At 62.1% G+C, this 26,108-nt stretch carries 27 protein-coding genes; 18 read left to right on the top strand and 9 right to left on the bottom strand.

Features of this window, described 5'->3' with window-relative positions:
- Positions 1-12 precede the first annotated feature (12 nt).
- From JQ629_RS03185 to JQ629_RS03205, 5 genes are all read left to right on the top strand, one after another.
- A complete protein-coding gene (locus tag JQ629_RS03185; protein WP_212411124.1) occupies positions 13-570 on the top strand; it encodes a hypothetical protein in 558 nt (185 codons plus the stop codon).
- 43 nt (positions 571-613) lie between these two features.
- Positions 614-985 (top strand): nuclear transport factor 2 family protein, encoded by a 372-nt coding sequence (locus JQ629_RS03190; protein ID WP_212411126.1) that lies wholly within the window; start codon positions 614-616, stop codon positions 983-985.
- A 525-nt stretch (positions 986-1,510) separates the two neighbouring features.
- Positions 1,511-2,191, top strand: a complete 681-nt coding sequence (locus JQ629_RS03195; RefSeq protein ID WP_212411128.1) for a Crp/Fnr family transcriptional regulator — start codon at positions 1,511-1,513, stop codon at positions 2,189-2,191.
- 868 nt (positions 2,192-3,059) lie between these two features.
- Positions 3,060-3,284, top strand: a complete 225-nt coding sequence (locus JQ629_RS03200) for a response regulator (RefSeq protein WP_249134795.1) — start codon at positions 3,060-3,062, stop codon at positions 3,282-3,284.
- A 392-nt stretch (positions 3,285-3,676) separates the two neighbouring features.
- Positions 3,677-3,931, top strand: coding sequence for a DUF6894 family protein (locus JQ629_RS03205; protein ID WP_249134796.1), 255 nt, complete (start codon positions 3,677-3,679; stop codon positions 3,929-3,931).
- A gap of 62 nt (positions 3,932-3,993) precedes the next feature.
- Here JQ629_RS03205 and JQ629_RS37680 read toward each other — a convergent pair whose 3' ends face one another.
- Entirely contained in the window at positions 3,994-4,161 is a 168-nt protein-coding gene (locus tag JQ629_RS37680) for a hypothetical protein (protein WP_212411130.1), read from the bottom strand.
- A 134-nt stretch (positions 4,162-4,295) separates the two neighbouring features.
- Here JQ629_RS37680 and JQ629_RS03215 point away from each other — a divergent pair, with 134 nt between their 5' ends.
- Both JQ629_RS03215 and JQ629_RS03220 read left to right on the top strand, forming a co-directional pair.
- Entirely contained in the window at positions 4,296-4,592 is a 297-nt protein-coding gene (locus JQ629_RS03215; RefSeq protein WP_212266629.1) for a c-type cytochrome, read from the top strand.
- 256 nt (positions 4,593-4,848) lie between these two features.
- Entirely contained in the window at positions 4,849-5,688 is an 840-nt protein-coding gene (locus JQ629_RS03220; RefSeq protein ID WP_212411132.1) for a universal stress protein, read from the top strand.
- Between the two features lie 93 nt (positions 5,689-5,781).
- Here the strand turns inward: JQ629_RS03220 and JQ629_RS03225 are convergent, their stop codons facing one another.
- Positions 5,782-5,979, bottom strand: a complete 198-nt coding sequence (locus JQ629_RS03225) for a hypothetical protein (RefSeq protein ID WP_212266357.1) — start codon at positions 5,977-5,979, stop codon at positions 5,782-5,784.
- Positions 5,980-6,239: 260 nt separating this feature from the next.
- On the opposite strand from JQ629_RS03225, the gene JQ629_RS03230 reads away from it, so the two are divergent.
- Both JQ629_RS03230 and JQ629_RS03235 read left to right on the top strand, forming a co-directional pair.
- Complete coding sequence (locus JQ629_RS03230) at positions 6,240-6,419, top strand: hypothetical protein (RefSeq protein WP_212411134.1); 180 nt, start codon at positions 6,240-6,242, stop codon at positions 6,417-6,419.
- Between the two features lie 537 nt (positions 6,420-6,956).
- Positions 6,957-7,136 carry a hypothetical protein gene (locus tag JQ629_RS03235; RefSeq protein ID WP_212411136.1) on the top strand — a complete coding sequence of 60 codons (180 nt, stop codon included), beginning with the start codon at positions 6,957-6,959 and terminating at the stop codon, positions 7,134-7,136.
- 64 nt (positions 7,137-7,200) lie between these two features.
- On the opposite strand, the gene JQ629_RS03240 is transcribed toward JQ629_RS03235, so the two are convergent.
- Positions 7,201-7,455, bottom strand: coding sequence for a hypothetical protein (locus JQ629_RS03240; RefSeq protein ID WP_212411138.1), 255 nt, complete (start codon positions 7,453-7,455; stop codon positions 7,201-7,203).
- 143 nt (positions 7,456-7,598) lie between these two features.
- Between JQ629_RS03240 and JQ629_RS03245 the strand changes: the two genes are divergently transcribed.
- Complete coding sequence (locus JQ629_RS03245; protein WP_212411140.1) at positions 7,599-9,263, top strand: thiamine pyrophosphate-binding protein; 1,665 nt, start codon at positions 7,599-7,601, stop codon at positions 9,261-9,263.
- A 176-nt stretch (positions 9,264-9,439) separates the two neighbouring features.
- Here the strand turns inward: JQ629_RS03245 and JQ629_RS03250 are convergent, their stop codons facing one another.
- Positions 9,440-10,654 carry an NAD(P)/FAD-dependent oxidoreductase gene (locus JQ629_RS03250; RefSeq protein WP_212411142.1) on the bottom strand — a complete coding sequence of 405 codons (1,215 nt, stop codon included), beginning with the start codon at positions 10,652-10,654 and terminating at the stop codon, positions 9,440-9,442.
- 455 nt (positions 10,655-11,109) lie between these two features.
- Between JQ629_RS03250 and JQ629_RS03255 the strand changes: the two genes are divergently transcribed.
- The 5 genes from JQ629_RS03255 to JQ629_RS03275 all read left to right on the top strand — a co-directional run bounded on the left by JQ629_RS03255 (position 11,110) and on the right by JQ629_RS03275 (position 17,072).
- A complete protein-coding gene (locus tag JQ629_RS03255) occupies positions 11,110-11,316 on the top strand; it encodes a hypothetical protein (protein WP_212411144.1) in 207 nt (68 codons plus the stop codon).
- 2,168 nt (positions 11,317-13,484) lie between these two features.
- Complete coding sequence (locus JQ629_RS03260) at positions 13,485-14,114, top strand: OmpA family protein (RefSeq protein WP_249134811.1); 630 nt, start codon at positions 13,485-13,487, stop codon at positions 14,112-14,114.
- Positions 14,115-14,263: 149 nt separating this feature from the next.
- The gene (locus JQ629_RS03265; RefSeq protein WP_212411146.1) at positions 14,264-15,187 is read left to right on the top strand and encodes an ABC transporter ATP-binding protein; all 924 of its coding nucleotides are present in this window, start codon (positions 14,264-14,266) and stop codon (positions 15,185-15,187) included.
- The gene (locus JQ629_RS03270; protein ID WP_212411148.1) at positions 15,184-15,945 is read left to right on the top strand and encodes an ABC transporter permease; all 762 of its coding nucleotides are present in this window, start codon (positions 15,184-15,186) and stop codon (positions 15,943-15,945) included. Before JQ629_RS03265 ends, JQ629_RS03270 begins: the two co-directional genes overlap by 4 nt.
- Positions 15,946-16,283: 338 nt before the next feature.
- Complete coding sequence (locus JQ629_RS03275) at positions 16,284-17,072, top strand: L,D-transpeptidase (RefSeq protein WP_212411150.1); 789 nt, start codon at positions 16,284-16,286, stop codon at positions 17,070-17,072.
- On the opposite strand, the gene JQ629_RS03280 is transcribed toward JQ629_RS03275, so the two are convergent.
- From JQ629_RS03280 to JQ629_RS03290, 3 genes are all read right to left on the bottom strand, one after another.
- Positions 17,056-17,520: a DUF6691 family protein gene (locus JQ629_RS03280; protein ID WP_212411152.1), complete on the bottom strand. Its 465-nt coding sequence runs from the start codon at positions 17,518-17,520 to the stop codon at positions 17,056-17,058. The genes JQ629_RS03275 and JQ629_RS03280 overlap by 17 nt on opposite strands.
- Before the next feature lie 3 nt (positions 17,521-17,523).
- Positions 17,524-17,949, bottom strand: coding sequence for a YeeE/YedE family protein (locus JQ629_RS03285; protein WP_212411154.1), 426 nt, complete (start codon positions 17,947-17,949; stop codon positions 17,524-17,526).
- A 66-nt stretch (positions 17,950-18,015) separates the two neighbouring features.
- Positions 18,016-20,301, bottom strand: a complete 2,286-nt coding sequence (locus tag JQ629_RS03290) for a spermidine synthase (protein WP_212411157.1) — start codon at positions 20,299-20,301, stop codon at positions 18,016-18,018.
- 176 nt (positions 20,302-20,477) lie between these two features.
- On the opposite strand from JQ629_RS03290, the gene JQ629_RS03295 reads away from it, so the two are divergent.
- On the top strand, positions 20,478-22,079 hold the full coding sequence (locus tag JQ629_RS03295) for a phytoene desaturase family protein (protein ID WP_212411159.1): 1,602 nt from the start codon (positions 20,478-20,480) through the stop codon (positions 22,077-22,079).
- Positions 22,080-22,120: 41 nt separating this feature from the next.
- Here the strand turns inward: JQ629_RS03295 and JQ629_RS03300 are convergent, their stop codons facing one another.
- Positions 22,121-22,285, bottom strand: coding sequence for a hypothetical protein (locus JQ629_RS03300; protein ID WP_212039014.1), 165 nt, complete (start codon positions 22,283-22,285; stop codon positions 22,121-22,123).
- Positions 22,286-22,830: 545 nt separating this feature from the next.
- Here JQ629_RS03300 and JQ629_RS03305 point away from each other — a divergent pair.
- Entirely contained in the window at positions 22,831-23,721 is an 891-nt protein-coding gene (locus tag JQ629_RS03305; RefSeq protein ID WP_212411161.1) for a 50S ribosomal protein L11 methyltransferase, read from the top strand.
- A gap of 4 nt (positions 23,722-23,725) precedes the next feature.
- Here JQ629_RS03305 and JQ629_RS03310 read toward each other — a convergent pair whose 3' ends face one another.
- Complete coding sequence (locus JQ629_RS03310; protein ID WP_212411163.1) at positions 23,726-23,911, bottom strand: hypothetical protein; 186 nt, start codon at positions 23,909-23,911, stop codon at positions 23,726-23,728.
- A 182-nt stretch (positions 23,912-24,093) separates the two neighbouring features.
- On the opposite strand from JQ629_RS03310, the gene JQ629_RS03315 reads away from it, so the two are divergent.
- Positions 24,094-25,929 (top strand): aminopeptidase P family protein, encoded by a 1,836-nt coding sequence (locus JQ629_RS03315; RefSeq protein ID WP_212411165.1) that lies wholly within the window; start codon positions 24,094-24,096, stop codon positions 25,927-25,929.
- Positions 25,930-26,108: the final 179 nt, after the last annotated feature.

Genomic DNA, 26,108 nt, shown 5'->3' on the forward strand with positions numbered 1-26,108 from the left:
AACGGTGGTGCAATGAGAAGGGTAGCTATCGCCGTCGCAGCGGCCTCGCTGGGGTGCGTACTCGCGGCGGCGTTGGCGTGGTTCGGTCTGCCACGGCACGCGGCGGCAACCGCGACCGCGCCGGTATGGACCGAGGTGGCCTGGCCCTTCCCCATCGATCAGTGGGGAAAGGGCAAAGCGTTCCGCTGCAAGGCGGCTGACTGCGGCGCCGAGGTGAGCCTCTATCTGCGTGCCAAGATCGGGTTCTGCAATTGCACGACCGGCGTCGCCGATGATGAAGATCTGGATCGCATGGGAGATCTTGTTCTCGTCGGCGACGTTGCGCCGCTCGGCGCCGGTCGTCCGGTCAACATTGCGTGGATGAAAGGCCGCAGCCGCGCCTACGCGCTCAACGCGCGCAATCCGCCCGGCAAAACGGCGATATCGGTCGTCTTCAACGAACGCTGCGACATGATCGCCGCAACAGCTGTGCTCGGCCACGACCAGCCGGCGGCGACCGAGCGAAGCGTGATCGAGTTCCTCAACGGCGATCGGGTGATGCGCTGGGCCGAGGTCACGCTTGGCCTCTGATGTGAGTGCAGGCTAGGCTGTCCAAACGGGATGGAGACGGCAAATGGACATGCGCGCCGCACTGAAGGAGCTGTGTGAAGCCTTCAACGCGCACGATCTCGATCGCATCATGGCGTGTTTTTCTGAGGATTGTGTGCTGGAGATGCCGAGGGGAAGCAGCCCGTGGGGCTCCCGTTTCGAGGGCAAACGGAATGTACGGGAAGCGCTGGCAACGCGCTTTGAAGGCTTGCCCGATGTCCATTACGGCAACGAAGCGCATTTTGTCGACGCGGCTGCCGACACCGGCATCTCAAAATGGACCCTCACGGGCACCACCCGCGAGGGCGCGCGAAAGGAGGTCCAGGGTTGTGACTTCTATACGTTCCGCGACGGCAAGGTGATCCGCAAGGACTCGTACTGGAAAATCGTGGATTGAGCGGACGGTTTTGGGCACTTTCGGAGCAACGCGAACCGCCGTGGACCACTTTGAATTTGTCGGTTCACGCCTCGTTCACCTGCAATCTCCGAAGTGAGCCGCCGCGGATGCCCCGAAGGGGGTTCCCCTTCCCGTTATTTGGCAATGTGAGCAATTTTGACCAGCGAGTCGGTGTTGCGACGCGGCATGATGCTATCGTCACCCCACATCGGAAGATCAGGCAGATGACACGGGCTCGCGAGCTTGTGGAAAATAACGCCGTCGAAACCAAGCGCTACACGATGGCGGAGCTTTACGAACTGCGCCGGCTACTTATCAGGCACTCGCGCTCCATGCCGCCCGGGCCAGCCCGCAATGGCACCGGCAGATTGCGGCTTCGATGCGCTCGCTCGCCTGCGACAAAAAGTGGCTGGCCGCCCATGCCGTGGATGGCCATAAGTAGGGCCGCCTCGGACGTAGTTAAATTCCGGACCGCTACGGCCAAAACGGCTAAGGTAGATGTCCTGCCGCGGGATCAAACCGGACATGGCCACCAACACCAATCACACTGCTTTTGATCCCAAGGCGTTTCTCGCCGTCGTGGGCGAGGGCAAAACGATCCTTGAATTTCATAAGGATCAGGTCGTCTTCGCCCAGGGCGACGCGGCAGACACCGTCTTTTACATTCAAAGCGGACGGGTCAAGGTTGTTGTCATATCTGAGCAAGGCAAAGAGGCGGTGGTCGGGATTTTTGGAGCCGGCCAGTTCTTTGGCGAAGGCTGCATGAACGGCCATTCGGTGCGGATCGCGACCACGACCGCGATGGAAGACTGTCTGGTCACCACTATCACGAAGGCCGCAATGCTCGCAGCCCTTCACGATCAACCGAAGTTTTCCGAGATGTTCATGGCCTATCTGTTGACCCGCAACAGCCGCATTGAGGAAGACCTGATCGATCAGCTCTTCAACTCCAGCGAAAAGCGGTTGGCGCGCCTGCTGCTTCTGCTGGCGAATTTCGGCAAGGAAGGCAGTCCCCAGCCGATCATCCCAAATATCAGCCAGGAGACCCTGGCCGAGATGATCGGCACCACCCGGTCCCGGGTGAGCTTCTTCATGAACAAATTCCGCAAGCTCGGCTTCATCAGCTACAACGGAAAAATTGAGGTCAATAGTTCATTGTTGAATGCGGTCCTGTACGACAAACCCGAGATCAAGCGCGAACCGTAACGATCGAGCGCGTCGCTTCAACGGACCTCTTCACGCCCCTGAGTACGTCACGACAAGTGCGGCAACTGCCAGAACGCAGCTCACGATGAGCACCAGGAGAACGGGTCTGCCCAAAAGACCACCTCTGGCCTCCACCGCTGTCTCGACTATTTGCTTTCCATCCTTATGCATTGAACTCTCCTGTGAGCGGACCAACCGCCGCCCCTCGCACAAGTTCCAGGACCATTCGGAACGGTCAACGTTGCCGGATTTCCGGTCCCTATAGTTGGAAGTGAGCAAAAGAGAACAGCGCCGCCGCAGCGAATGTGATCGGCTTGAAGCCGAACGTCGCTGTCCGCAACGGCGACGTTTCCAAGCGTGGCCCCGGCGCGGACCAGCCCCCAAGCCCAAGCGCCGGGGTCATTCTGTCCAAATTCACCACGTTCCACCGTGAACGTGAAACGACGTCGCGCCGCGATGCGGCCTCGTTGATTTCTGGTGATCGCAATGGCGATGTGATCGGCCGGCGCGCCGCGATGAGAGCGGCCCCAGCCAGGGGCTGGCTTCCTGCTGGGGCCGGTCTTTGAGAGCCGGGCGCAGCCGAATGGCGCACCCGTCCTCTGCAAACGTCAGCACATGCCGTTCTTTGGCGCTGTTCAATTTTGACCACTATGCGAAATATGCCGGGTCCTGATTGGGACGGCCCCGACGCGACGCTTGTGCATCGCCATTTTGGAAGGCTTCCAACTCATTAACTTTCGGAATGTGAGCAAAATGGAACAGACGGGGGGACCGGGGGAGTGCCAAGCTGGTTCCATCACCGGCCCGCTTCGGCATCTACCGGTGACTGAGAGTTCTGGAACGCTCCCGCCCAATGCAGGGAAGCATCATGACTTCATCCCAACAATTTCTGATCGCGATCGAGCGCCCGCGCTGTCTCCACTGCCAAACGCGGATGATGCTGGAGCGCGTTTCGCCGGGGCCGATCGGCTTCGAGCACCGGCTGTTCGAATGCCCTAAATGCGATCGCGTGCAGACAAGCGTCATTGTGTCGGATCCCTTGAAGTCGAAGGTGGTCGGATGGCTCGGGGGAGAACTCAGAACACCGAACTGAGGTAACGTCCATGCTCCAAAGACAAAGCCAGGGTCCACAATGCACGGCTTGTGGTTCTCCCATGAAGTTGACCGCTATCGAACCGAGCGATGCGGGCCAGGACCTGCGAACGTTTACTTGCCCGCATTGCAGGAGGATTCAACAGCACATCATCGAAAGCGCGGTGACTGATGCATGGTTGGACCGTGGCGGATTGATAGCCTGATGTATCGGCGCCACGAGTGCATCGCCAAAGCGTCAACCTGTCGTGAGAACGCGCACGAGGATCCAACACGTCATGACTACTGGATCGACGAAGCAATCGTATGGCATCAACGCGCCATCGACGCCCGTCGCGAATACGTGGCCACTCACGAAGTTCATGATGGGCGCGTGATACCGAAGTAGCGCGTTTGATTGGCCACGATCCCTGCAATCGAGCGTTGACCATGCAAAAGTTCTTCTTTGACATGAAAGACGGCGTCCCGATGAGAGACCGCATCGGCATCGAGTTCAACACCAATGCCGAAGCGATCAGGCACGGCAAGGAGATCGCGCAGGACTTCCGCGACAACAGCCTGCGGGACGACCAGGACCTTGAGATATTGGTTGTCAACGAAAGCGGAAAAGAGATCTATCGCGAATTTGTTCACCGCGAACCGGAATGAAGGCGGCAGGGCCGATTGCCCCTGCCCGCGTTAAATAGAGTGGTCCAATGATGATAGCTAACTCAACTCTCGAGTTCGAGCGCTTGCTGGGCAAGGCCGCGCTCGCATTGTGGCCGGACCTCCCTCGCGACGTGCAGGAGAACCTTTTCGAAACCGCCATGGCCGGGGACATCATAGTCGGAAAACATCTGGCGTCGTACCTGCACGACCACCATCCGAAAACGGCTCATCCCGCAACGCCGACGCAGTTAGCATAAAGAGGGTGTCACGGGCCTCTGGATTGACATAACAGGCACGTTGGCCGGGAGCGTCTTATTTGATTTACTTGCACCAACTCAAGGTGAGTATCGTATCCTCTGTTGCTATCGCACTAAGCGTGCTGGTGAATGCAACCTTATGCAGCGCCGAACCCAACGCCGCTGCGGGCAAGGCGTTCGCACAAGCCAACTGTTCGCATTGCCATTCCATCGATAAGTTCACCCTGAGTTCCTTAGCCATTGCCCCGCCGTTTCGAACTCTCCACCTGCGGTATCCCGTCGAGTCGCTCGAAGAAGCGCTCGGTGAAGGGCTTTCCACCGGTCATGCGAATATGCCCGAGTTCAGGTTGGATCCCGGGCAAGTTGGCGATTTCATCAGCTTCCTTAAATCGCTTGAGCCTTAGCCAGTACAACGATCGGCGTTAGCGAGAACTCGCTGTCTGAGCCGCATAATACTCGAACGTGCGACCAGTGGCGATTTGACCCATCTCGGACATGGACTCTTCAGCTCGCTTTCCCGAGTCTGGTGCCCATATAGGAGTTAGCATCGCGTCGTTGTTCGCCGCTATCGGTGACTGAGAGCCACGGCGCTCCCGCCATCATCATCGCGCACCTCGCCCAGGATTTGGGCGATCGCTGCATTGCTATGAGGAGGAAGTCTTGGCTTTCAAAGATATTCTCGTGACATTGACCAGCTATCCCGAGCCGTCTCCTTCATCGGTAGTCGACGATGCGATTTCAATCGCTGCGGTCCTCGGCGCGCATCTCGCAGCGCTGTCCTGCGAAACGCACGTTCAGGTGCCCGGACATTTCCTGTCGGGCTCGTTCGCCAATCTTCCCGAGATCATTGCGGGTGAAGGCGCCAAGAGCCGGCACAATGCTCAGACCCTGCTCGCGGCATGCGACAAAGCCGCGGAAAGGGCTGGCGTTCCTCACGAAGCAATCCTTCAGAAATGTACCCCGGCTGAGGTCCCGAACCTGCTTGTCGACTATGCCCGGCTCCACGATCTGACCATCATGCCAGTTATGGACTCGGACGATCAAATGTACGCGGAGGCGGTTATTTTTGGATCAGGTAAGCCTACCCTGGTCTTGCCGAAAATTCCCCGGTCACGTTCGTTCGAGCTTGGCACGATCGCTGTGGCTTGGGATTTCAGCCGAGCTGCCGCCCGCGCGATATCGGACGCTCTTCCGCTTCTTGAAAAAGCGAGAAAGGTCCATGTGGTCACAATTGTCGGTGAAAAGGACATGGACACAAAGCATTCTGCTGAGCAACTTGCAAAGAACTTGGCTCGGCACGAAATCGATGTTGTGCTGGAAAGGATCGAAGCCAAGGGCAAGCCGATTGGCAGCGTCCTTGAATCGTATTCGCTGTCCCACGGGGTGGATTTGCTTGTGATGGGTGCTTATGGCCACTCGCGGCTACGCCAGTTCATCCTCGGCGGCGCTACCAAGAGCCTGTTATCGAAGCCACCCGTACCGATCCTCTTTTCGCACTAACGACGAACCCGTCAGCGCTATCATTGCTTGACCGCCATATTGAGCGAATGATCGGAATACCCGACGTGACAGCGGCGCCCGGACGCACCGCCGCTACGAGGCCAAAGCTGCGATTCCGGCAGCAATCCGATTTCTGCCCGGTGTGGTTAGGCGCAACTTGCCATCGATATCGGCCATGTAGCCTAACGCGATCAGTCGGGCGCTGTGCTCGGCAGGGATGACCGCCGGACGGTCATTTACGGCGGTATGGCCAACCGCAAGCAGCGATGCGAATTCTTGATGGGTCAGCATTGTCGCCTCCAGGTCATGGTCTGGGTATGGGCCGCTTCGGCAACACCGCATGGTCAATTTGGCTCAGTCGGAGAAAATTGAATCCGAAGAAATTGAACCCGTCAGTCCCCATTTGAAGAGCGAAGTTCTAGGCGCCCATGTCCGAGTCTGCGCCTGGGACCGAACCCGGGCACTTCACATCGCCGGGGACAACTTATGGATCGCAAAGAAGCCGCACATAAGCCTGACTGGAGGCAAAGCCTGTGGGGGGAGGATTCGCCATGGCTTCCAGATTCGTGATCGGTGACAAGGTCCATCAAGCATTCAGCAACCACGCCGAGGGAACGGTCGTTGCGATATTCAAGGATCGGGCCGGTGGGCTCCGGTATGCGGTTGAAATGTTCGGCCACCGCACCATTCAGATCGTAAGCGAAGGCAGCCTGGTCGCCCGCGACGATTGAGTCGTCGAACTGACCCGGCTTTGGGACGGCTATATGTCGGTGGCCTCCCTGATCAATGTCGCTCTGTCTGGAAAATCAATCCGGCCTTTGTCAGGGGATTGCGGGAACCTTAGCCATAACGGTCTGTTGGTTTCGAGCAATCCGACCAGACGCCCTCTTCGACCTTCGGCTGGGCAGCGTGGACTACGGCCATAGAGTTATGGCGAGGTCGGGCGGAGAAATCCGGCAACCTTGGTAACCCGTACGCTGAATAGGTGCTGCAGCATCGTCCCCAGCCGATTCAAAATCCGTTGAGAAGCAGGAAAATACGAAGCTGCGCCTATTCTTGCAATCGAGGCACATGATGGAACACGTTTATCATATCGATGACGGTTTCTTCCGCCAGGTTGACGGACCGCAGGGCTGCGATGTCGTCGAGCAGAGTAAGCTCTGACCAGGACGCGGTTTGGACAATTCAAACCCTGCCCTTGACGTCTTGAACAGAGCTGGCGGCGTCGACCGGGAGGATTGAACAAGGCTTGCGAGGTCGAGGCAACCATGAAAATCGCGCGTCCACCGCCGAGCTGTACCCATTTCCAAACCACGGAGCTGCCGTGCGCCACATGCGGCAAGCCGATGAAGCTGACCCTCATCGAACCAAGCAGCTCCCACATCGAACTGCGCACGTTCGAATGCGCGGGCTGCGACACAGGCGCCAGCTTTTTGATGGCTATTTAGGCGGCGTCACCTCGTAGCCACTTCAACCCGACGGGCAAATCACCAAAGCTCTGTCCCGCCCTGCTTAGTCGCGGATCATTGCAATCAGCTTGAAGTCCTTGTCGAGCTTGATGTCGTACTGCCCATCCCTGCATTTGGCGTCATCGACTTCAAAATAGCTGCTGGCCTCGGTTTCCTTTTCCATCTTGCCGCCCGTGCAGCCAAGGCCTTCCAGGACAGCCTTGATCTTCTCGGCCTCGGCCGGTGTCACGGGGGTGTCAGCAAGCGCGAAAGTGCTGCTTGCAAGCGCAGCAGCGAACGCCGTCAAGAAAAGCTTCATCGGTGCATTCTCCCATTGAGCAAACGAAACCAGCCTGCCCCAGGTTTGTTCCAACGCCCGAAAGGCGTCAGGAGGAACCCGCTTTCTCACGACGCTGCCTGCGTGTTATCGTCCAAAAAAACGAGCCTGAAGGGGAGCAAGTAATGCGCGGACGGCGTGTAGTGATGGATTCGCTGGTGTCGAACGGCGTGAGCCACATCTTCGGCAATCCCGGGACGACAGAAACGCCGTTGCTGGACAGTCTGGTGAGCTATCCGCAGATCGAGTATGTCATGACCCTCCATGAGGGCGTGGCGGTCGGCGCGGCGAGTTTCCATGCGCAGGCCACCGGCCGCGCGGCTGTTGCCAATCTCCACGTAGCTCCCGGGCTCGGCAATGCCATCGGCGCGATCTACGGCGCGCTCAAGGCCAATTCGCCGCTCGTCGTGACTGCCGGCCAGCAGGATACGCGCATGCGGCTGGCCAACCCGGTGCTGGGCCACGACCTCGTCGCCATGGCGGCGCCAGTCACCAAATGGAGCGTGCAGGTGGAGCGTGCGGATGAGCTCGCGCCCGTGCTGCGGCGCGCTTTCAAGGTCGCGACCGATGCGCCCAGGGGACCCGTCTTCGTCTCGCTTCCGATCGACGTGCTGGAGCAGGAAACCAATGTCGAGGCGATCGCATCCGATAAATTGTGGCGTTCGCCACAACCGGACCCCGCTGGCCTCGAAGAACTCGCTTCGCTTCTTCTGAAATCGCAGCGCCCCGCGATCGTCGCCGGCGATGACGTCGCCCGATCAGGGGCCTCTCAAGCGCTCGTCGCGCTGGCGGAGGCGATCGGCGCGCCGGTGTGGTTCGAAGGGTTGCGCGCCCATGCGCCGTTTCCGACCAGGCATCCGAACTATCGCCAATCGCTCCCGGCCGACGCCGCGCAGGTTCGCAAAGCCTTGTCGGATGCCGATCTCGTCTTGCTGCTGGGAGGTCCGTTCTTCGAGGACATCTGGTATGCGGAAGGCAGCCATTTCCCCGACGGCGCCGTTGTTGTCCAGATCGAGGAATCGCCCGAGCGTCTGGCGTTCAATCACCGCCTCGACGGCGGCATCGTCGGCGCCATGGCGGCCAGCATCGCCTCACTGGCAAAGATCATAAGCAGCCGGCAAAGCGCCGAATTCAGGCTCGCCGCAGAGCGCCGCAACCAGGCGTTGGCCGAGTCGAGCGCCCGCGACCGGGAGGCGTACCGGGCGCGGCTGGAGAAAGCCTGGAATCGCGAGCCGAGCTCGATGGCGCGGGTGACGGCCGAGCTTCGGCGGGGGCTGCCTGACAATGTCGTCATCGTGGACGAAAGCATCACCGCCAGTCTCGACCTGGCGCGGTCGTTCGATTATCGCGGCTTCGGTGATTATTTCGGCGGGCGCGGCGGCGGCATCGGTCAGGGATTTTCCGGCGCGATCGGGGTGAAGGTCGCGATGCCGGATCGCCCGGTGGTCGCCGTCTCCGGCGACGGCTCGGCGATGTACAGCATTCAGGCGCTGTGGACCGCGGCCCACCACAAGCTTGCGATCGTGTTCGTCATTCTTTCAAACCGGGAGTATCGCATCCTCAAACATAACGTCGACGTCTGGCGTCAGAATTTCGAGGCGGGAACGCAGCATCCCTATCAGCAGATGGACCTGACGGGACCGGATCTCGATTTTGTGCATCTGGCGGCCGGCATGGGCGTCGAAGGCACAAGGGTCGAAAAGGCCGGCGACATTGCCGCGGTCATGGAACGCGCCATTGCGGGAAATCGGCCTTATCTGGTCGAGATCGCGATCGAAGGAAAGCGGTGAGCGGAGGGTTGTCTGCTTTGCTTGAATCGAATCGGCACACGTCATCCTGAGGTGCGAGCGCAGCGAGCCTCGAAGGATGGGCCACGGGCGCTTCTCATCCTTCGAGGCGCGCAAGAGCGCGCACCTCAGGATGACGCGATAGGGTGTGGGTGAGCCGCTTCAACACTCATCCCGCTCTAGCGCGCCGTTGGCGGCGGCTTCTGCACCGTCGGCGCGGCGGCAGCGAGAATATCCGCGCGTACACCGGTCCGCGGCGGATAGATTCGCTGCCGATTGATAATCTGCTTGGTCGCCTTCGCGACGGCGCCGGAGGCGTGCAGCTGGCGATCCCATCCGACGGTGTGCAGCGCGCCCCAGGCTCCGAGGTCCAGCACGGTGACATACCAATCGATGTCGAGCGGAAGCATCGGCTGCCCAAGCAAATCGGCGACAACGTTGTTTCCGGCAAAGCGGCCCATCGGCCTCGCGAACTGGCAGGACATCACGGTGGCATGTTCGCCGTCCACGACGCAGGAAGCCACGTCGCCGGCGGCAAAGATGTTTGTCGCACCGGTGAGGCGCATGAACTGATCCACGTGGAGGCGTCCGAGCCGATCCCGCTCGACATCAATTGTTTGCGCCACCGGGCTTGCCCGCATCCCGCCGCACCACACCACCGTCCGCGTCGGGATGACTTCGCCGGAGCTCAGCGTGACGGTATTCGCATCGATCGCCGTGACTCTAACGTTGAGCCGCGTTTCCACACCCAGCACCGCCAGCGCTTCACTGACGATCGGGCGCGCTTGTTCTCCGAGTGTCATGCCAATAACGGCATTGGGATCAACAAGAATAATGCGTCGCTCGCCGGTGAGGCCTGCCTTTTCAAGCTTGCCCGGCATCTCGGTCGCGACTTCGATGCCGGTAAAACCCGCGCCGACGATGACCACCGTGGCGCGGCCTCCCGCATCCGCCTGCCCGCCCAATGCGGCAAGGTGCGCCTCGAGCCGGACGGCCGCCGCATAACTGTCGACGTCGAAGCCGTGGGCCGCCAGCCCCGGTATCGCGGGGCGCGCGAGCTGACTGCCGAGCGTCAGCACCAGCCGATCGTAGGCGATGACCTCGCTGCCGCCATTCGTGGTGACGCTCACGCGCTGCTTGACGGGATCGACCGCCCTCACCTCGGCAACCCTGTGATCGACGCCGACCGGGTCGAGCAGTTCGGCGAGCGGTATCGCCGCCTCGCCGATGTCGACCTCGTAATTGCGAACCCTGATGTTGTGGTAGGGGTTGCGGTCGACGACCAGTATCTCGACATCCGCCGCCGGCGCGCCGATCTGGTCACGCTTGCGCGCCGCACCCAGGGCGGCCCAGAGCCCCGCGAAGCCAGCACCGAGGACAACAATGCGCGGCATCTGATTTTCCCGAACGTCTGGCGGGAGCTAATCGTGTGAGAGGACCGGAATCAAGCCTGTTGAGCCAAATCTCGCAGGACGGATTGAGCCGAACTGTCCGCCATGGCTCAAAGAGCGAAGGCGGAAGACATAATCCGCCATTCCGTGCCAACCGCACCGCAACCATTGTCAACGGAATCGCCGCTCAACAACCGCATGCGCGAGGAAGTTCCGGGAACCTTACCCATTACGGCCTGTTGGTTTCGAGCAATCAGACCAGATTCATGCTTCGACATTTCGGCTGGGCAGCGTGGACTACGGCCATAGAGTTATGGCGAGGTCGGGCGGAGAAATCCGGCAACCTTGGTAACCCGCACGCTGAATAGATGCTGCAGCATCGTCCCCAGCCGATTCAAAATCCGTTGAGCAGCAGGAAAATCCGAAGCTGCGGCCTACTCTCGCAATCGAGGCACATGATGCAACACGCTTATCATATCGACGACGATGTCTTCCGCCAGGTTGACGGACCGCAGGGCCGCGATGTCGTCGAGCAGAGCAACGTCTATACGGTCCTCGCACTGCTGCCCGTGGAGGCCGACGGGCGCCTTCGATATCGCGTCAAGAGCAAGGAAGAGAATTTTGAGCGGATCGTGACCGAAGAAGCGCTAAGTCGCTTGAGCTAGCGGCCCGCCGTCCAGTGCAATACAGAGTCCACATTCTTTGAGTGTTGGCAGCGGCATCGCTTTCGCATCGGCCGCAGCTTCAGAAAACGACAGCACGACACTCCAAGTCTGATCAGGCATTGAAAATGCTGGCGGCACTTTCGACCGGTCTATGCCTTTGGGCTTACGGCGTTGCGAAAAGACGATTGGGTCTCGCCAGTTCGACCGGGGCAACGCATGCGCTCGCCGTGCCTGGGTTCAGAATTCGCGACCTGAACTCATGATCGCGCAGCCCACCAACTATCCCGTTCAACGCAGCCCGAGAAAGCTGGCGACGACGAGAATGACGACGATGACGCCGATGATATAGAAAATGTTCATGGTGCACTCCTATTGAAGCACGCGCGATTTCAGCATGAAAGCGCGGCGCTCCAACAAGGAACGTTCCTGTCTGCAAGTAGGTTCCAACGGCCAGGGAAGCTATTCGGCGACGAGGTGGTCAATTTTATACAGGCAGACGACGTCAATGAGCAGCGTGCATCAAGAGCGACCGAGCTGACAGGACTGCAGCGAAGACGCCGACCCGTCCTTGTTCAATGCTTGGTTTCGAGCCGATCAACCTGACCGGCACACGTCCGCGCCATCTGCAGCAGATACGGCTTGAGCGCCGGGCTGAGCGCATCGCGCGCCAACTCTCACGCGATGCCCGACTTGAGTCCGGAATGCGCAGCAAAGCGGCCATCCGTGGACCACGCTGAATTTTTGGATTCAAGCCCTAACTCACCTACGCTCCGCGAACTGAGTCGCCCCGTACGCAATAGCGATTTCCATACGGCGGCTGCGACAAAGTAACCCGACGGGCAAATCAGTTCTGGTTTTCGGAAGTCATGTCAAGCCCTAAATTTCCGAAAATCAAAAATATTCCCCTTTCCTTCGACCCAAATCACCGGCACATTCTGCCCATCCCGTCCCACTCAGAGGGGCGTTGGCCATCGTCACAACGAGGGGCGGGTCGCGGTGGACGCATGGTTCACGTCTGACGACGGCGTGGATTAAGCGTACGGCAAAACCGTGTGGTCCTGGCGCCCGTTGCAGGCGTCAAGCAGTCGGTAGGCGAGAGCTGAACGGCAGCGACGGAGTCAACCAAGAACTCGTCTCCGGGGAGAGCGCGATATAAGCCGTAAAGCCATTGCGCAGGGAATGTCGGATTGCCTCCGCTGCCCTGTATGCTCGTGTGCAGCATTTTTGTGCTAACCGCACGCGAGACCGCGGGTGCAGCGCGCATCCGGCATTCCCTGCGCCCTCTGAATTTTGGGGGCGAACGTTAATTGCAAACCTCGGGCGCATTGCGCCGCGAGAAGGCGAGCGTGTATCCTCCGTCATTGCGAGCGCAGCGAAGCAATCCATGCATCTGTTATGCCGAGACGTGGATTGCTTCGCGGAGCCTGTCATCGGGCGCGCATTCGCGCGACCCGGTGGCTCGCAATGACGCGGATAAGCCGCGGCGTACTGGATCCCCCGCATGCGCGGGGGACGACAGAACCGTACGGAGACGCACCACTCCTACCCTTGCCTGCGAAGACCAATCCGGACCTGGGCGCGCCGCAAGAATGCGGATTCACATCCCCTCGCCGTTCGATATTCGAGTCCGAATCACACAGACGCCTGGTCGGTCGGGCTCGACCTGCCGGCCCCGATATTCCAGCCGGGACCACGGCGAGCCGGCTTGCCGAGCGAAGGGAGGGACCATGAACAACGGACAATATGACAGAACGGCATTCTGTTCGCCCAAGCCCTTGACCAACGGCGGATTCATCGGTTGAGATGCAACCATGTTCCGGGGCAAATCCATCCTGCTGATCCTTGCGCTCACGGCGCCGTCACTGGCGTCGGCGCAGACCATCAGCTTTGGCGAGGGGGCCGCCATTCTCGGCAAGAGCTGCGCCCCCGACATCACCGCCAATTGCCGCGGCGTCAATATCGACTCCACCCGCCTGAAGGAGTGTCTCTACCGCAACCAGGACGTGATGTCGGCGGCGTGCAAGACCGATTATCCCCAGGCGTTCGATGCGATCCAGAAACGCATCGCGGCGCGCGCCACCGTCGGGCGGGAATGCGAGTTCGAAGTGGTCAAGAAGTGCGGCGGCAAGGGACGTGAGGTGTTCAAATCCCTGGCTTGCCTGCTGGCGCTGCCGACCGTGAGCGCGAGATGCACCAAGTCCATCGCCGATGTCGGCTACCGGGCGCAGGACGACGTCGCAACCAAGCTCAGCGGGCTGGAAACACCGCTGGAGCTGGATATCCCCGCGCTGCGCCAGCAGGTCCTCGAGCGCTCGAAACAACGGGGCAAGAACGAGCCGCCGCCGAACAAAAGGCCGCCGATCGCGCCCGAACTGAACAAGCTGCCGAGCTTCAATGTCGACATCCAGTTCGACACCGACACCCCGATCGTGCGGCCGGAATCCTATCAGACCATCGGACGGCTGGCCGATACGCTGGTCAACTCCGCACTGCTGAACTACACGTTCCTGATCGTCGGCCATGTCGAATCGACCGGCAGGCGCGACCACAACGTCTTCCTCAGCCAGCGCCGCGCCGACGCGATCCGCGACATCCTGGTCAACACCTTCAAGATATCGGCGAAGCGGCTGCAGTCGGTCGGACTGGGCGAGGAGCAACTGCTTGATCCCGCCCGTCCCAATGGACCCGTCAATGCGCAGACGCAGATCATGACGCTGGCGAAGGTGCCCGAGCAGACCGAGCCGGCCGCGGCGGCAAAAGGCGCGACTGCGAAAAAGCCGGCCAAGAAAAAGCAGTAGCAACAGATTATAATTCCATTCGCCGATTGCGAAGCGGCCCGCGCATTCCTATCTGAAAGTTCCCGCTGCCCCCGCCCGCGCTAACGCGGCCGCAGCGCTGCGCCATCTCAGTTGCCACAATTTCAGATCAGACTGCGACCATGCTCTCCATGTCCCCAATCATTTCCGTCGCCAACCTGTCCAAGACCTATGGTTCGGGTTTCAAAGCGCTGAACGGCATCAATCTGGATATCCGCCGCGGCGAGATTTTCGCGCTGCTGGGACCGAACGGCGCCGGCAAGACCACGCTGATATCAATCATCTGCGGCATCGCGAACTTGAGCCAAGGCCGCGTCACCGTCGACGGCCACGACATCAACAAGGATTACCGCGCCGCGCGCTCGCTGATCGGGCTGGTGCCGCAGGAACTGCACACCGACTCCTTTGAAACCGTGTGGGCGACCGTCAGCTTCAGCCGAGGCCTGTTCGGCAAACCGAAGAATCCGGCCCATATCGAAAAGGTGCTGAAGGACCTGTCGCTGTGGGACAAGAAGGACTCAAAGATCATCACGCTGTCCGGCGGCATGAAGCGCCGCGTCATGATTGCGAAGGCGCTGTCGCATGAACCGCAGATCCTGTTCCTCGACGAGCCGACCGCGGGTGTCGACGTCGAACTGCGCAAGGGCATGTGGGAAGTGGTGCGCGCACTCCAGGTCGCCGGCGTCACCATCATCCTGACCACGCATTACATCGAAGAGGCCGAAGAGATGGCCGACCGCATCGGCGTCATTAACAAAGGCGAGATCATCCTGGTCGAGGACAAGGCCGGTCTGATGCAAAAACTCGGCAAGAAGCATCTCAAGCTGTATCTGCAGAGCAAGGTCGAGGCGATCCCCGAGGCGCTTGCCGCCTACCATCTCGAACTGTCCGAGGACGGCCGCGAGATAACCTATAATTACGACACCAAGGGCGATCGCACCGGCATCACCAGTCTCTTGAGCGAACTCCGCAACGCCGGCATCCGCATCTCCGACCTCGACACCACGCAATCGTCGCTCGAAGACATCTTCGTCAGCCTGGTGAGGGCACCATGAACTGGCGCGCGGTTCAGGCCATCTACCTGTTCGAAATGGCTCGCACCTGGCGTACGCTGCTGCAGAGCATCGTCTCGCCGGTCGTGTCCACCTCGCTGTATTTCGTGGTGTTCGGCGCCGCGATCGGCTCGCGCATCACCGAGGTCGACGGCGTCAGCTACGGCACCTTCATCGTGCCGGGGCTGGTGATGCTGTCGGTCCTGACGCAGAGCATCGCCAACGCCTCGTTCGGCATCTACTTCCCGAAATTCGTCGGCACGATCTATGAACTGCTGTCGGCGCCGGTGTCGTATTTCGAGATCGTGCTGGGCTATGTCGGCGCCGCCGCCACCAAATCGATCATCCTCGGCCTGATCATCCTCGCCACCGCCGCGCTGTTCGTGCCGCTGCACATCATGCATCCCTGGTGGATGCTGACCTTCCTGGTGCTGACGGCGGTGACCTTCAGCCTGTTCGGCTTCATCATCGGCATCTGGGCCGACGGTTTCGAAAAACTGCAGATGATCCCGATGCTGGTGGTGACGCCGCTGACCTTCCTCGGCGGCAGCTTCTATTCGGTGAGCATGCTTCCCTCGGGCTGGCGCACCATCACGCTGCTCAATCCGGTGGTCTATCTGATCTCCGGTTTCCGCTGGAGCTTTTACGAAATCGCCGACGTCAGCGTCGGCTTAAGCCTCGGCATGACGCTCGGCTTCCTGGCGGTGTGCATGGGCCTGGTGTGGTGGATCTTCAGGACGGGGTATCGGCTCAAGAATTAATGCTTTTCGCCCGTCATTGCGAGCGCAGCGAAGCAATCCATAGCGCGGCATAACGGATGGATGGATTGCTTCGTCGCTACGCTCCTCGCAATGACGGTAGTCACCGGTAACACCTAAAATGCCCATGCCGATTGCCACCGCTCGCGAAAAAGTCAACCCTATCAGCCTGATTCAGCCCCCTCACCGCCTTGTTTGCGCCGCGGGACGCATTAACGATGCCTCACGCAGGCCGCTGGAACAGCGACCGGATTCCGGGCATATTGGATGCCGGGGGACGGAGAGCTGCGGCGCCTGCATTCATGGCGCTTTGGTAAAATGGCCTGGAGGCCAAAGGTAAAATGCGTTCGTTCCTCATTGCCGTCACCGGCCTGATGCTGTTCACCGCCAGCGCCGCGCAGGCCAAAGTCGCCATCACCGTCGACAAGGACAGCCAGCAGATGACCGTCGCCGTCGACGGCGTCGAGCGCTATCGCTGGCCGGTGTCGAGCGGACTTCCCTCGTATGAGACGCCGAACGGCAGCTTCCGCGCCTTCCGCATGGAAGCCGACCACTATTCCAAGGAATTCGACGAAGCGCCGATGCCGCACTCGATCTTCTTCACGAAGGTCGGCCACGCCATTCACGGCACCGATTCCGTCAACCGGCTCGGCTCCCCGGCGTCGCATGGCTGCGTGCGGCTGTCGCGCGACAACGCCGCGAAGCTCTACGCGCTGGTGCAGGAGCAAGGCGTGCTCAACACCACGGTGACGCTGACCGGCTCATCGCAGGTCGCAATGGCGCGCAATCCGCGGACGCGCACCAACGCCGTCGCGCGCCGCGCTCCGGCGCAGCAATATGAACAGCAATCCAACGCGGCTGGCGACCCCGTCGTGATCACGCCGCAGGCCGGCATGGCGCCGCAGGGTCGCGCCGAGGACGGCTACATCTATCCGGCCGACGGCAGTTCCAGCGAGGCGCGTTATCCGGCGCCGCGCGACCGCCGCCTCTACGGCGCACAGGCCTATCCGCAGCCGCAGCCGCAATATTATGACAACCGCGGCTATGCGCCGGCGCCGCAGGGCTATTACTACCAGCAGCAGCCGCAGCCCTATTACCAGCGGCGCGGGCTGTTCACCTACCAGGATTGATCGAGACTTGTCGTTGCAACGGCGGCCGCGACGCCTGCCATTTGTCGTGCAGAATCATCCCGCTCGCCATCGCCACGACGAAGACAACCACGCCCGGCGACAGCGTCGCCAGGCTCTCCAGCGCCGGTCCCGGGCACAATCCAACGAGACCCCACCCTACACCGAACAGTCCTGCGCCCAGCACCATCGGCGCATCGATGTCGGATTTGCGCGGCCAGAAATACTGCCCGGCCAGCACCGGCCGCGCGCGCTGCCTTGCCAGCATGAAGCCCGGAGTGGCGACAGCCAATGCCGCCGCCATCACCACGGCGAGGCTTGGATCCCACGCGCCAAAGATATCGAGGAATGCGAGCACTTTGGTCGGCTGCATCATTCCCGAGACGAGCAGGCCGGTTCCGAAGATCAGGCCACACAACAACGGCGCGATGATCCGCGATATGATGCCCATGGCTCAGCCTCCCAGCACGTGGCGGGTGACGGCCACGGTGATAACCGCCGTCACCATAAAGACGATGGTCGCCGCGATCGAGCGCACCGACAGCCGTCCAATCCCGCAAATGCCGTGACCGGAGGTACAGCCGCCGCCGAGCCGCGTGCCGAAACCAACCATTAGCCCCGCCGCCACGATGACGGCCCAGCTGGCCGGCAGCTTGGGCGGCGCCATGCCGTAGCCGATCCATCCGGCGACAACGGGAATCAGCATCAGCCCCGCGATGAAGGCGATGCGCCAGGCCTTGTCTTCGCTCCTGATATTCAGGAGCCCCGCAAAGATGCCGCTGATGCCGGCGATCCGGCCGGTCAGCAGCATCAGCAGCACGGCGGAAAGGCCGATCAGCGCGCCGCCGATCGCGGCCGACACAGGGGTGAAATTGGCCATGGCGAAATTCCGTTCGTTTGGAAAGCGCGCCGAACCATAAACCTGCAACGAATTATCGCAATGGGCCTATTGGTCGCCGTCGCGCATCCGGCGCCAAACGGCCCCCAGCACGTTGGAGTAATCGTCGGTCCAGACCCGCTGGTGGTCTTCGGCTTCGGTCTCGGCCCATTTGTCCGAAGACGCGAGCGCGCCGACATCCGCCTCGTGCCGCGCCGACACCACCACCGAGGTCGAGAAGATGTACTCACTGTCGCGGCCGGAATCCTCGCTGTAGACCCAACTCTTCATGTCGTTGGCGTCGGCAATGCCGACCACGACGCTGGACAGCTCCAGATGCCGGTTGGAAACGTGCATCGCGACCACACCCTGCGGCGCGAGCTTTTCCTTGTAGATCTCCATCGCCTCTTCGGTCGCCAGATGAATCGGAATCGCATCCGACGAATAGGCGTCGACGATGATCAGGTCGTAGACACCATTCGGTTCGCGCGCGAAGGTCAGCCGCGCATCGCCGATCACCGGCTTCAGGTCCGGCTCGCACTTGCTGATATAGGTGAAATATTTCGGATCGCGCGCGGTATCGACCATCGTCTGGTCGATCTCGAAGAACTTCCAGTCCTCGCCCGGCAACGAGGCGCAGGTCAGCGTGCCCGAGCCAAGCCCGATCACCGCAACCCGCAGCGCGGCCCCTTTCCGCTCCCGCACCGCCGTGATCGCCTGCCCGATGCCGCCATCCTTGTGGTAGTAGGTGATCGGCTCGGGCCGACCGGTCACTGGCGTGCCGTCATCGTTCTTGAATTTTTCGGCGCCGTGGATCGTGGTGCCGTGCATCAGCACATGATACTGGCCGTTCGACGTCACCACGATCTTGTGGACGCCGAAGAAGCTGCGCACGGTCTCCACCCGCCCGTCGTCGGAAGGGTAGGCGCGCAGCAGCACCAGCGCCACCACCACGGTTGCAAAGATCTTCCAGCGGCTGGCGTTCAGCCCAAGTGCCAGCAATGCCGAGAGCACGCCGACCGCGCCGATCATCCAGACGCGGTGATCGTCGAGCCAGTGCATGACCTTGCCTGGTGACCAGGACGGTGCGATCAGCGCCACCGCCAGCACGGCGAGGAACGGCCAGTACCAATCGCTCCAGCGCGGCAACCGTTCGTTACCCGTCGGCCGGCACAGTGCCGCCAGCGCCAGCAGGATCGGATATTCGGCGATCCAGGAAAAGGTGAAGGGGGCGATCAGGCCCGCGAAGAGGCCGCCGACCATGCCGCCGAACGACAGCGCGACATAGAAGCCGGTGAGATATTTGGCGGCCGGCCGCGTCCGCGCCAGTTCGCCATGGCAGGCCATCGCGATGACGAAGAAACACAATTGATGCCCGCCGAGCGTCAGCAGCAAATTCTGCTCGCCACCGAAGGCCAGCAGCACGACGACGCCGGCGATCGCCAGCGGCTGCGCCAGCAACATCCATTTGTGCGGCAGCAGCGGCCGCGACTGGAACACCAGCACCCAGGTCAACAGATACAGCGACAGCGGCAGCACCCATAACAGGGGTGCCGCGGCGACGTCGGTGGAGATATGCGCGGTCACCGCGATCAGCAGACCCGACGGCACCGCCGCCAGGAAAATCCAGCGCGCGCGCGTCGTCCATGACGGCGCCGGCGCATCCGCATCGTCGGCCGGCATGTTCAGGTCAGCCGCATTGGCCGGCGAACGCAGCAGCAATATTGCGCAGCTTGCGATCAGCACGATCAGCAGGCCATAGCCGCCGGTCCAGATCAGGTTTTGCGCACGGAGCGTAAACATCGGCTCCAGCAGCACCGGATAGGACAACAGCGCCAGGAAACTGCCGATGTTCGAGGACGCATAGAGAAAGTAAGGATCGGGCCCGCTGGGATGGCCGGTGCGGACGAACCAGGCCTGCAGCAGCGGGTTGTTGGCGGCGAGCGCGAAGAACGGCAGCCCGATCGATACCGCGAACAGACCCAGCAGCCAGACCGCATAGCCCGAATTCGGCGGCTCGCCCCAGCCGCTCGAGATCGACAGCGGCAGCGTCAGCATGGCAACGACGAGCAGCACCAGATGCACGACCACGGGGACGGCGCGGTTGCGGATCTGCATCAGGAAATGCGCATAGGCATAGCCGCCGAGCAGCAGCGACTGAAAGAACACCATCGCCACCGACCACACCGCCGGCGAGCCGCCGAGCCGCGGCAGCACCATCTTGGTGAACAGCGGCTGCACCGAGAACAGCAGCAGCGCGCTGACGAAGATCGCTGCGGTGTAGACCACCAGAACCATCCGGTTCCGGGAATCGGACGACAGGTCCGTGGCGGCGGACGGTTCAGAAAGGCTCATGAGAGCTCCGGCATGGACCCGGCGGGCGCCGGAGGGCGGAATTCCGGCATGGAAGCGCCAGAGACGGTTAATGGAGCATATGGCAACAAGGCTAGCAAGGAACCGCAAAATGGTGGATTGAGGGGACGCCGGGGCAGCGCAACGGCACGGCTTAATCAAACCTTCTTGAAGCGCACATGAACGAAACGGACGTCGTCATCATCGGTGCGGGGCATAACGGCCTCACCTGCGCGGCCTATCTCGCGATGGCCGGCCTGCGCGTGAAAGTGGTCGAGCGCCGCAAGGTGGTCGGCGGCGCCGCCGTGACCGAGGAATTCCACCCGGGATTCCGCAATTCGGTGGCCGCCTACACCGTCAGCCTGCTCAACCCGCAGATCATCACCGATTTGAAGCTGGCCGAGCACGGCCTGCGCATCGTCGAACGCCGCGCGCAGAATTTCCTGCCCGCGCCCGATGGCAGCTATCTCCTCACCGGCGAAGGCCGCACCCGGGATTCAGTCACCAGATTGAGCCCGCGCGACGCCGATCGCATCGATGCGTTCGGCCACGAACTGGAGGGCATTGCGGATGTATTGCGGCAACTGGTGCTGCGCGCCCCGCCGAACATCGTCGAAGGCTTCAGCCTCGGCGCGATCCGCGAGACTTTCAACGCGCTCGGCACCGCCAGCATCCTGAAGAAGCTGTCGCTGGAACAGCAGCGCAGCCTGCTCGACCTGTTCACGCGCTCGGCCGGCGAGATGCTGGACGAACGCTTCGAGAGCGACCTCGTGAAAGCGCTGTTCGGCTTCGACGCCATCGTCGGCAATTACGCCAGCCCCTACGCGGCAGGCTCGGCTTACGTGATGCTGCACCATGCGTTCGGCGAGGTGAACGGCAAAAAGGGCGTGTGGGGCCACGCCATCGGCGGCATGGGCGCGATCACGCAGGCGATGGCGCGCGCGGCGCGCGGCCATGGCGCCGACATCGAACTCGATGCCGGCGTGCGCGAGGTGATTGTCGAAGGCGGCCGCGCGGTTGGTGTCATCCTCGACAATGGCGAGACCGTGCGCGCGAAATACGTCGTCTCCGGCGTCAATCCGAAATTGCTCTACACGCGGCTGGTGCCACGAGAAGCGCTGGCGCCGGAATTTTTCGATCGCATCACCCACTGGCGCAACGGCTCCGGCACCTTCCGGATGAATGTGGCGCTGAGCGCCCTGCCCTCGTTCACGGCGCTGCCGGGCGAAGGCGACCATCTCACGGCCGGGATCATCCTCGCCCCCAGTCTCGATTACATGGACCGCGCCTGGCAGGACGCCCGCGAGCGGGGCTGGAGCCGCGAGCCGGTGGTCGAGCTGTTGATCCCCTCGACGCTCGATGATTCGCTCTGCCCGCCCGGCCAGCATGTCGCGAGCCTGTTCTGCCAACACGTCGCGCCGCAATTGCCGGACGGAAAATCGTGGGACGACTACGCTGAGGAAGTGGCCGACCTGATGATCGCGACGGTGGACAAATATGCGCCGGGCTTTGCGGGAAGCGTCGTCGGCCGACAGGTGCTGTCGCCGCTCGATCTGGAGCGCCAGTTCGGTCTGCTCGGTGGAGACATCTTTCACGGCGCGCTGACGCTGAACCAGTTGTTCTCGGCGCGGCCGATGCTGGGCCATGCCGATTACCGCGGGCCGCTGAAGGGCCTCTACCACTGCGGCTCCGGCGCCCATCCCGGCGGCGGCGTCACCGGCGCCCCCGGCCACAACGCCGCCAAAGCGATCCTGGGCGATCACCGCGCGCTGTTTGGTTGAGGGGCGCAACACCGTTGCCGGTGTCGCGCCCTGCTCGGTGGCTAGATGGCGTCGTAGGCTTCGGTCGGAAGCACCCGCGCGGTCTGCATCATCGCCAGCGGCGAGATCGTCTCCATCGCGGACTGGCGGCGCTCCTCAGCCGACGGATAGCTGACGAAAGCGCACACAGCGCACATGACTGCAATAACTGCCGTAATCTTGGCCATTTCAATTCCTCCCTTGTTAATATTTATTTATGGCAGCGATCCTGGCATGCGCGCGCTTAACGCCGGGTTCCCGCATCCCCGGTCGCGGCGCCGCTCAGCAAACGCTGTGAATCGGCGGTGAATTGGCTAACAAGCCTTGAAAATTGCGATCGCTTCGCCGTGGACAAGGTGTGGAAAACCGTTGGACCACCGGTGGAGAAACCGGTGCATCGACGGTGCAAACCAACCAGGCCCGCCTGTGGAAGCCTCCTGTATGTTCCGGTGGATGACGTTGTGGATATGCGTTGCGTCAAGGGTCGATAAACTGTGCAAGCGCGACATCACCAGTTGTCGCTTCGCCAAGTTCTTCCACGCCCTCGGCGAACCCGAACCTGGCGCGCTGCTTATGCTGGAAATGGGGCTGGCAAGATCAGCCATGATTGGGGTACTTCAGAGAGGCCACGGAACCTGTTCCGCCGGCCGCTGCCAGTGGCAGGTTCTCCCGACCTTACGAACTGAAACTTGCTCAAGTTTGAGCCTTCCCGCTGTTTTCTCGTGGTTCCCCAATGACCTCCACTCCTGCTACCTCCCGTGCGGCCTTCGCGGTCGGCACCGAGACCGCCGCCAAGCTGGTTGTCGATATACTTACCGAAGTCTTTTTTGAGGGGCAGGCCGCCATCGCCGCGTTTGAAGGTCCGGGCGGCCGCTGGGATGTCTCGGTGCATTTTGCCGTCGCGCCGGATCAGGCGCTGGTGCGCGAACTCGTCACCAATGCCGCCGGCGCAGACATCGCCAAGAATATCGCCTTCGACACGGTCGAGGCCAAGGACTGGGTCAAGGCCACGCTCGAGGACCTCGTCCCGGTCCCGGCCGGGCGTTTCGTCGTGCACGGCCACCACGACCGCGCGCGGGTGCCATCCAACAAGATCGGCATCGAGATCGAGGCGGCGCTGGCGTTCGGCACCGGCCACCACGGCACCACGCGCGGCTGCCTGCTGCTGCTCGATCATGTCCTCAAAGCGCACCGCCCTCGGCGCGTGCTCGACCTCGGCACCGGCACCGGCGTGCTGGCGATCGCGGCGGCCAAGGCGCTGCAGGAGAACGTGCTGGCCAGCGACATCGATCCGCTCTCGGTGCGGGTTGCGCAGGAAAACGCCCGGCTGAACCAAACCGGACATCTGGTGCAGGCGATCCCTGCCACCGGCTTCTCGGCGCCGCAATTCGCGCAGGCCGGCCCGTTCGATCTGGTGCTGGCGAATATCCTCGCCAATCCGTTGCGGCAATTGGCAGCGCCGATGGCGCGGCATCTGGCACCATCGGCGCTGGTTATCCTGTCGGGACTGCTGACGCCGCAAGCGGCTTCGGTGATCGCCGCTTATCGTGCGCGGGGCCTGGTCCCGGTGCGGCATCTGCGCATCGAAGGCTGGAGCAGCCTGCTGCTGCGCAACGCGGGCTAGAAACTCATTCAGGGGGCTTGTAGCGGGCGATGACGCCCTTTTCTTCTGCCTGCTTGGTACGTTTGACGCGCGCCAGAGCGAACCGATCCAGCATCTGGACGATGACGCCACGCTGCTTCTTGTTGGCGATCGGAGGGGCCGGGCTGCGGCGGACGGGCGGCGAGATCTTCTCAAACATAAAGGCAGGCATCGTGTATCCCCTCTTCGTTGAGATGAAACACTCCTGGAATTTCCCCTGGTAGCATCACGTGAACGGCTTGCCCGGCAAACCGTTCCGTCCGATCTAACGCGGACATGGATATTGAAGCACAGATTATGCCAAATTATGGCTATGTTGTGCGGACCTGCACCCAACCCCTGAGTGACCCGGCCATGTTCGAAGCCCATTTCCAGACATTCGAAGACCTCGAAAGCGGCGTGGCGCTGGCCGCACGGCTGGCCGCCTTCCGCGAGGAACTGGCGCGGCGCAAGCTGACGGGGTTCGTGATTCCCCGCGCCGATCAGCAGCAAAATGAATATGTGCCGCCGTCGGAAGAGCGGCTGGCCTGGCTCACCGGCTTCACCGGCTCGGCCGGCATGGCCGCCGTCCTGACCAAGGAAGCCGCTGTTTTCGTCGATGGCCGCTACACGCTGCAGGCCACCAAGCAGGTCGACCGCAAGGCCTGGCATATCGAGCCGCTGGCCGATCCGCCGCCGGAGCACTGGCTGGCCAAGCATCTTGCCGCCGGCGATCGCCTCGGTTTTGACCCATGGCTGCACACGTCGGCGGCAGCCGAGCGGCTGGCGGCGGCCTGCGCCAAGGCCGGCGCGGAGCTGGTCGCGGTGGACAACAACCCGCTCCACGCGGTGTGGACCGAACGCCCCGCGCCGCCGCTCGGCCCGGTCGCCATTCACGGCGCGCAGTATTCCGGCGAGATCGAAGCCGAGAAGCTCAAGCGCATCCGGCTGGAGATCGCAAAACTCGGCGTCGAGGCGCTGGTGCTGTCGGATTCGCACGCGGTGGCCTGGACTTTCAACATCCGCGGCGCCGATGTCTCGCACACGCCGCTGCCGTTGTCCTACGCGCTGGTGCCGAAGGACGGCCGTCCCACCATCTTCATCGACCACCGCAAGCTCTCGAACCTCACGCGCGACCATCTCGAACACTCCGCCGACGTCCGCGAGCCCGGCGCGCTGACGCCGATGCTGACCGAACTTTCGCAAAAGGGCGCCGCAGTCGCCCTCGACAGCGCCACCGCGGCCGACGCGTTGAGCCGCATGATCGCGGCCGCCGGCGGCAAGCCGGTGCGCGGCAGCGATCCCGTCAGTCTGTTGAAGGCGGTGAAGAACATCACCGAGATCGAAGGCACCCGCACCGCGCATCAGCGCGACGCGGTGGCGCTGACGCGGTTTCTGGCCTGGATCGACCGCGAGGCGCCGTCGGGCGCGCTGACCGAGATCGACACCGTCGAGGCGCTGGAGACCTTCCGCCGCCAGACCTGCGCCCTGAAGGACGTTTCGTTTCCCACGATTGCCGGCACCGGGCCGAACGGCGCCATCGTGCATTACCGCGTCACCCGCAAGAGCAACCGGCGGATTTCGTCCGGCGACCTGCTGCTGATCGATTCCGGCGCGCAATATGAAGACGGCACCACCGACGTCACCCGCACCATCGCGATCGGCGAGCCGACGGACGAAATGCGCGACCGCTTCACCCGGGTGCTGCGCGGCCACATCGCGATCGCGCGCGCGGTCTTCCCCGACGGCACCACCGGCGCCCAGCTCGACAGCTTCGCGCGGCAATATCTTTGGGCCGCCGGCCTCGATTTCGAGCACGGCACCGGCCACGGCGTCGGCAGCTATCTGTCGGTGCACGAGGGCCCGGCGCGGATTTCCAAGCTCGGCACCACGCCGCTGAAGCGCGGCATGATCCTGTCCAACGAACCCGGCTACTACAAGACGGACGCTTACGGCATCCGGATCGAAAATCTCGAACTGGTCGTCGGCACCGACGTTGCCGGCGCCGAAAAGCCGATCAACGCGTTCGAGACGCTGACGCTGGCCCCGATCGACCGCCGCCTGATCGACGTGCACATGCTGAGCCCGACCGAACTGAAATGGCTGAACGACTACCACGAGCGCGTCAACCGCGAGGTACGACCGCACCTCGATGACAACGCGACCAAGCTGTGGCTGGACGACGCGACGGCAGCGCTGCTGCCGCTGTAGGCGGCTGTCATTCCGGGGCGATGCGAAGCATCGAACCTCAGATGTGCAATTGCACATCGGGGAATCTCGAGATTCCGGGTTCGCTTCGCGCCCTCAGATGCGCAATAGCGCATCGGGGAATGACGGAGCAAGCGATCCCGGCATAGCCGCATGCCGAAACGGCCGTATTCGCCGTGAGC

The sequence above is a fragment of the Bradyrhizobium sp. AUGA SZCCT0222 genome, assembly GCF_018130205.1.
GTDB lineage: Bacteria > Pseudomonadota > Alphaproteobacteria > Rhizobiales > Xanthobacteraceae > Bradyrhizobium.

Excerpts from the sequence above, each read along its gene's own strand:
- JQ629_RS03190 (WP_212411126.1), top strand. The coding sequence starts at position 614 with ATGGACATGCGCGCCGCACTGAAGGAGCTGTGTGAAGCCTTCAACGCG.
- JQ629_RS03235 (WP_212411136.1), top strand. The coding sequence starts at position 6,957 with ATGAAAATCGCGCGTCCACCGCCGAGCTGTACCCATTTCCAAACCACG.
- JQ629_RS03295 (WP_212411159.1), top strand. The coding sequence starts at position 20,478 with ATGAACGAAACGGACGTCGTCATCATCGGTGCGGGGCATAACGGCCTC.
- JQ629_RS03250 (WP_212411142.1), bottom strand. The coding sequence starts at position 10,654 with ATGCCGCGCATTGTTGTCCTCGGTGCTGGCTTCGCGGGGCTCTGGGCC.
- JQ629_RS03255 (WP_212411144.1), top strand. The coding sequence starts at position 11,110 with ATGCAACACGCTTATCATATCGACGACGATGTCTTCCGCCAGGTTGAC.
- JQ629_RS03185 (WP_212411124.1), top strand. The coding sequence starts at position 13 with ATGAGAAGGGTAGCTATCGCCGTCGCAGCGGCCTCGCTGGGGTGCGTA.
- JQ629_RS03225 (WP_212266357.1), bottom strand. The coding sequence starts at position 5,979 with ATGCTGACCCATCAAGAATTCGCATCGCTGCTTGCGGTTGGCCATACC.
- JQ629_RS03245 (WP_212411140.1), top strand. The coding sequence starts at position 7,599 with ATGCGCGGACGGCGTGTAGTGATGGATTCGCTGGTGTCGAACGGCGTG.
- JQ629_RS03305 (WP_212411161.1), top strand. The coding sequence starts at position 22,831 with ATGACCTCCACTCCTGCTACCTCCCGTGCGGCCTTCGCGGTCGGCACC.
- JQ629_RS03280 (WP_212411152.1), bottom strand. The coding sequence starts at position 17,520 with ATGGGCATCATATCGCGGATCATCGCGCCGTTGTTGTGTGGCCTGATC.
- JQ629_RS03285 (WP_212411154.1), bottom strand. The coding sequence starts at position 17,949 with ATGGCCAATTTCACCCCTGTGTCGGCCGCGATCGGCGGCGCGCTGATC.
- JQ629_RS03195 (WP_212411128.1), top strand. The coding sequence starts at position 1,511 with ATGGCCACCAACACCAATCACACTGCTTTTGATCCCAAGGCGTTTCTC.
- JQ629_RS03290 (WP_212411157.1), bottom strand. The coding sequence starts at position 20,301 with ATGAGCCTTTCTGAACCGTCCGCCGCCACGGACCTGTCGTCCGATTCC.
- JQ629_RS03275 (WP_212411150.1), top strand. The coding sequence starts at position 16,284 with ATGCGTTCGTTCCTCATTGCCGTCACCGGCCTGATGCTGTTCACCGCC.
- JQ629_RS03240 (WP_212411138.1), bottom strand. The coding sequence starts at position 7,455 with ATGAAGCTTTTCTTGACGGCGTTCGCTGCTGCGCTTGCAAGCAGCACT.
- JQ629_RS03230 (WP_212411134.1), top strand. The coding sequence starts at position 6,240 with ATGGCTTCCAGATTCGTGATCGGTGACAAGGTCCATCAAGCATTCAGC.
- JQ629_RS03200 (WP_249134795.1), top strand. The coding sequence starts at position 3,060 with ATGACTTCATCCCAACAATTTCTGATCGCGATCGAGCGCCCGCGCTGT.
- JQ629_RS03310 (WP_212411163.1), bottom strand. The coding sequence starts at position 23,911 with ATGCCTGCCTTTATGTTTGAGAAGATCTCGCCGCCCGTCCGCCGCAGC.
- JQ629_RS03265 (WP_212411146.1), top strand. The coding sequence starts at position 14,264 with ATGTCCCCAATCATTTCCGTCGCCAACCTGTCCAAGACCTATGGTTCG.
- JQ629_RS03300 (WP_212039014.1), bottom strand. The coding sequence starts at position 22,285 with ATGGCCAAGATTACGGCAGTTATTGCAGTCATGTGCGCTGTGTGCGCT.
- JQ629_RS37680 (WP_212411130.1), bottom strand. The coding sequence starts at position 4,161 with ATGAGCCGTTTTCGGATGGTGGTCGTGCAGGTACGACGCCAGATGTTT.
- JQ629_RS03315 (WP_212411165.1), top strand. The coding sequence starts at position 24,094 with ATGTTCGAAGCCCATTTCCAGACATTCGAAGACCTCGAAAGCGGCGTG.
- JQ629_RS03270 (WP_212411148.1), top strand. The coding sequence starts at position 15,184 with ATGAACTGGCGCGCGGTTCAGGCCATCTACCTGTTCGAAATGGCTCGC.